The sequence below is a fragment of the Thiohalophilus sp. genome (assembly GCF_046483665.1).
Classification (GTDB): domain Bacteria; phylum Pseudomonadota; class Gammaproteobacteria; order UBA6429; family Thiohalophilaceae; genus Thiohalophilus.
Genome location: NZ_JAWOCR010000055.1, coordinates 1 through 4,204 on the forward strand (window position 1 = coordinate 1; position 4,204 = coordinate 4,204).

Genomic DNA, 4,204 nt, shown 5'->3' on the forward strand with positions numbered 1-4,204 from the left:
GTTCCCAGTGCGTGTAAGTAATTGGGTTATGAGTTGAATCATAGGACCTGATTGATATGGCTTGACCTGGCGATTAGCGCATGTGTAAAGCGTGAATGTCATAGTTAAGGAGTCAAAGCGCTTATTGATCATATCTATGTACCCAAGGACATCGTTATCAACCTGGTGGTCTAGTTCAACGATGTACCGGAAATCGTCACCAACGGTGTCGGCATCGACGAGTTCACCCAGGCAGCCGATGACTCGGTACAGGTGCTCGAATACGTGCATGATAACGGTCTGGATCAGTAAGTTATCAGGTTCGTGAAAACCGCGCCCCATGGTTCCCCATGGGGCGTTTTTTTTATGCCTGGCAGTGGCGAGACGAGATACGCGAGTTTGGTGTTATTTCAGTAGCCGTTTCATAAACACCCGCATCTCCTTGGCCACCTGCATGTCGCCTTTTTTCTCTGCGACTTCGATCCCTTTTTCATAGGTGGCAATAGCCTGCTGGGTGTCGCCGCTGTCGGCGTGGGCCTGGCCGAGCAGTTTCCAGGCGGCGGAGTATTCGCCGTCGAATTGCAGGGCGCGTTGCAGGTGGGCAATCGCGTTGTCGTAATGGCCTTCCTTGTAATAGGCCTGTCCCAGGCCGAAGCGCAGCAGCAGGCTGTCCTGGCCGTCGGCGAGCATTTTTTCGAGGTTGTTGATCATGTTCATGCAATCAGCATAAGTAGCCGGTGCAGAAATTACAACGCGCGGGGAAAAGGGTTATTGAGGTTTAGCGGCGCCAGAAGGCGGGAGTCAGAAGAACCAGCAGGGTAAAGATTTCCAGACGGCCCAGTAGCATGGCAAAACAGAGAATCCACTTGGCGGTATCGGTGAGCGAGGCAAAATTGTTGCCCACATCGCCCAGGCCGGGTCCGAGATTATTGATGGTGGCGGCAACCGCCGAGAAAGCCGTGATCTGATCCAGGCCGGTCATCATCAAAAGCAGCATCATGATGGCGAAGAGGGCCACGTAGGCCGAGAAAAAGCCCCAGATGGCATCGATGATGCGCGGTGAAACCGGTTTGTCCCCGACCTTGATGGGAATTACCGCATTGGGGTGAATGATGCGCTTGATTTCACGCATGCCCTGTTTAATGAGCAGCAGAAAACGGATGACTTTCATCCCGCCCCCGGTGGACCAGGCGCAGGCGCCGACAAAGCTGACAAACAGCAACAGCACCGGCAAAAAGCCGGGCCAGAGATGGTACTGGTGGGTGGTAAAGCCGGTGGTGGTGCCGATGGAAACTGTCTGAAAGACTCCGTGCAGCAGGGCACGATCGAAGCCAGGGAAGACATTCTCGTTATGCAGATAAAAAACAGTGATCAGGGCCACCAGTAAAAGAATGGTTACATAGGTGCGGAATTCGGAATCGAGCAGATAATATCTCAGTGAGCGAAGGCGCCAGGCGGTGAAATGCAGCGCAAAGTTGATGCCGGAGAGGAACATGAAAATAATCGCAACCACTTCGATCATGGGCTTGTCGATAAAATAGCCCATGCTGGCATCATGGGTGGAAAAGCCGCCAATGGCCACGGTCGAGAAACTGTGTCCGATGGCATCGAACAGACTCATACCCCCCAGCCAGTAACCCAGCGCGCAGAGTACGGTCAGGCTCAGATAGATATACCACAGGGCCTTGGCGGTCTCGGTAATGCGTGGGGTGATCTTGGTGTCCTTGACCGGGCCGGGCGTTTCGGCGCGATACAGCTGCATCCCCCCGATACCGAGCATGGGCAGGATTGCGACGGCCAGGACGATGATTCCCATGCCGCCCAGCCACTGCAATTGCTGGCGATAGAAGCGGATGGATTCCGGCAGGTAATCGATGCCGGTCAGAATGGTGGAACCGGTCGTGGTCAGGCCGGAGAAGGATTCAAAAATCGCATCGGTGGTCGAGATATCGGGATCCGGCGAGAGAATGAATGGTATGGCGCCAAACAGACTCAGGGTGATCCAGAACAGCGATACCACCAGAAACCCGTCCCGGATCCGCAGTTCCTGTTTCCGGTTTTTGACCGGTAACCACAGAACGATCCCGCTGATCAGGATAATCGCAAAACTGTAAAAAAACGCCTCGAAAGTAATGTTGAGATAGAGAACGGAGACAAACAACGGCGGCAGCATAGCCAGGCTGAAGACCATCAGCAAAATACCCAGGATGCGTTGGATAACCAGCAGATGCATGATCAGTAATAGTTCTGAGTTCTGAGTTCTGAGTGCTTAGAAAGAGTCACGAGTGCCATGTTATTGTTATAGCGATCTGTGGCTTTGCGGCGTGCTCCGGCAATAAAAAAACAGATTGAGTTCATATTCCTCGTCACTCGTCCCTCGTAACTCGTGCCTTGTTATTAAATGAAGGTGATGCTGACCTGGAACAGGCGCTCGACATCGGGGATGCGGGCCTTGTCGACCAGGAACAGGATGATGTGATCGTCGGATTCAATCAGGGTGTCATGATGGGCGATGACAACCTCTTTACCGCGCACGATGGCGCCGATGGTGGCGCCCGGCGGCAGTTTAAGCTCCTCGATCCGGCGCCCGACGACCTTGGAGGTATTGATATCACCATGGGCGATGGCCTCAATGGCCTCGGCGGCGCCGCGGCGCAGGGAGTGGACCTTGACCACATCGCCGCGTCGTACGTGGGCGAGCAGACTGCCGATGGTAGACTGCTGGGGAGAGAGGGCAATGTCGATCACGCCGCTCTGAATCAGGTCCACATAGGCGGCGCGGTTGATCAGGGTAATCGCCTTGCGCGCCCCCAGGCGCTTGGCCAGCATGGACGAGAGAATGTTGGCCTCGTCATCGTTGGTCAGCGCGCAGAACACGTCAGTCTTGTCGATATTCTCTTCCAGTAACAGTTCTTCGTCAGCCGCGTCGCCGCACAGCACCATGGTCTTGTCCAGCTCGTTGGAAATGAGCCGGGTCCGTTCCGGGTTGTGGTCGATCAGCTTGACCTGGTATTTGTGCTCCAGCGCCTGGGCCACGCGCTTGCCGATATTGCCGCCGCCGACGATCATGATGCGCTTGTAGGGTTTGTCCAGCCGGCGCAGTTCGCTCATCACGGTACGAATGTTTGCGCTGGCGGCGATGAAGAAGACTTCATCATCGGCTTCGATGACCGTGTGACCCTCGGGAATAATCGGTCGTCCACGCCGGTAAATAGCCGCCACCCGGGCCTCGACCCCGGGCATGTGCTGGCGCAGGGTGCGCAGCTCATGCCCGACCAGCGGGCCGCCATAATAGGCGCGTACCCCGACCAGCTGGACCAGCCCCTCGGCAAAATCGAGCACCTGCAGGGCGCCGGGGTGATTGATCAGGCTCTGTACATAATTGGTGATCAACTGTTCGGGACTGATCAGCACATCGATGGGCAGGGGACTCGTTCCTGGGTCATATGGTCACGGTCCCGAATGGTCACTGCCTGGTCGGTTTCCGAATCGAAATCGTAGGTTATACAGTATGGGGTGCCGATCTCGTCTTGTCGGCGATAGCGTTTACCAATACTGCCGCCGTCATCGTATTCAGTCCGGAACCGAGTTCGCAGATCGTTAAATATCCGGCGTGCCGGTTCGGACAGTTTCTTTGACAGCGGCAGCACGGCTGCCTGGATCGGGGCGACTACGGGCGGGAGCCGCAGCATTACCCGGAGGTCCTCGTCTTTTCCCTCTTTGCGGGTTTTTGCCGCGTCTTCGGTGTAGCGGTTAGCCAGGAGCATCAGGCAGATCCGGTCGAGGCCGCAGGAAGTTTCGACCACTGTCGGGAGGAAGCGTTCCCCCGTTTCCTGGTCAAGATAGCGCATATCCCGGCCTGAATACTCCTGATGCCGGGTCAAGTCCCAGGTGCCGCGATGGTGGACACCCTCCACTTCGCCCCAGCCAAAGGGGAAGGCGAACTCAATGTCCAGGGCGGCCTTGGCATAGTGGGCCAGGCTTTCATGTTCCTGGACCCGCAGTTTGTCCGGGGGGATGCCGAGAATGCTGGTATAAAAATCCCACCGCTGGCGATGCCAGTAATCGTACCATTCCATGGCTTCCTCGGACCGGCAGAAGAATTCCATTTCCAGTTGGACGAACTCACGTGAACGGAAAGTGAAAAAGCGGGGGTTGATTTCGTTACGGAATGCTTTACCGGACTGGGCGATCCCGAAGGGCAATTTCTGTCGACAGGATTGGC

General features: G+C 55.9%; 4 protein-coding genes and 1 pseudogene. All 5 read right to left on the reverse strand.

Annotated elements, in window-relative coordinates; translation table 11 throughout:
• Positions 1 to 321, reverse strand: a 321-nt coding sequence (locus R6U90_RS11665) for a hypothetical protein (RefSeq protein ID WP_410352867.1), incomplete at its 3' end; no start/stop codon positions are given.
• A gap of 63 nt (positions 322 to 384) precedes the next feature.
• Positions 385 to 696 (reverse strand): tetratricopeptide repeat protein, encoded by a 312-nt coding sequence (locus tag R6U90_RS11670; RefSeq protein WP_410352868.1) that lies wholly within the window; start codon positions 694 to 696, stop codon positions 385 to 387.
• 61 nt (positions 697 to 757) lie between these two features.
• Complete coding sequence (locus R6U90_RS11675; RefSeq protein ID WP_410352869.1) at positions 758 to 2,212, reverse strand: TrkH family potassium uptake protein; 1,455 nt, start codon at positions 2,210 to 2,212, stop codon at positions 758 to 760.
• Between the two features lie 164 nt (positions 2,213 to 2,376).
• Positions 2,377 to 3,405, reverse strand: a pseudogene (trkA, locus tag R6U90_RS11680) (Trk system potassium transporter TrkA); the annotation flags it as partial.
• Positions 3,387 to 4,184, reverse strand: coding sequence for a glycine--tRNA ligase (locus R6U90_RS11685; RefSeq protein ID WP_410352870.1), 798 nt, complete (start codon positions 4,182 to 4,184; stop codon positions 3,387 to 3,389). The gene R6U90_RS11685 and the pseudogene trkA, both read right to left, overlap by 19 nt.
• Between the last annotated feature and the right edge of the window lie 20 nt (positions 4,185 to 4,204).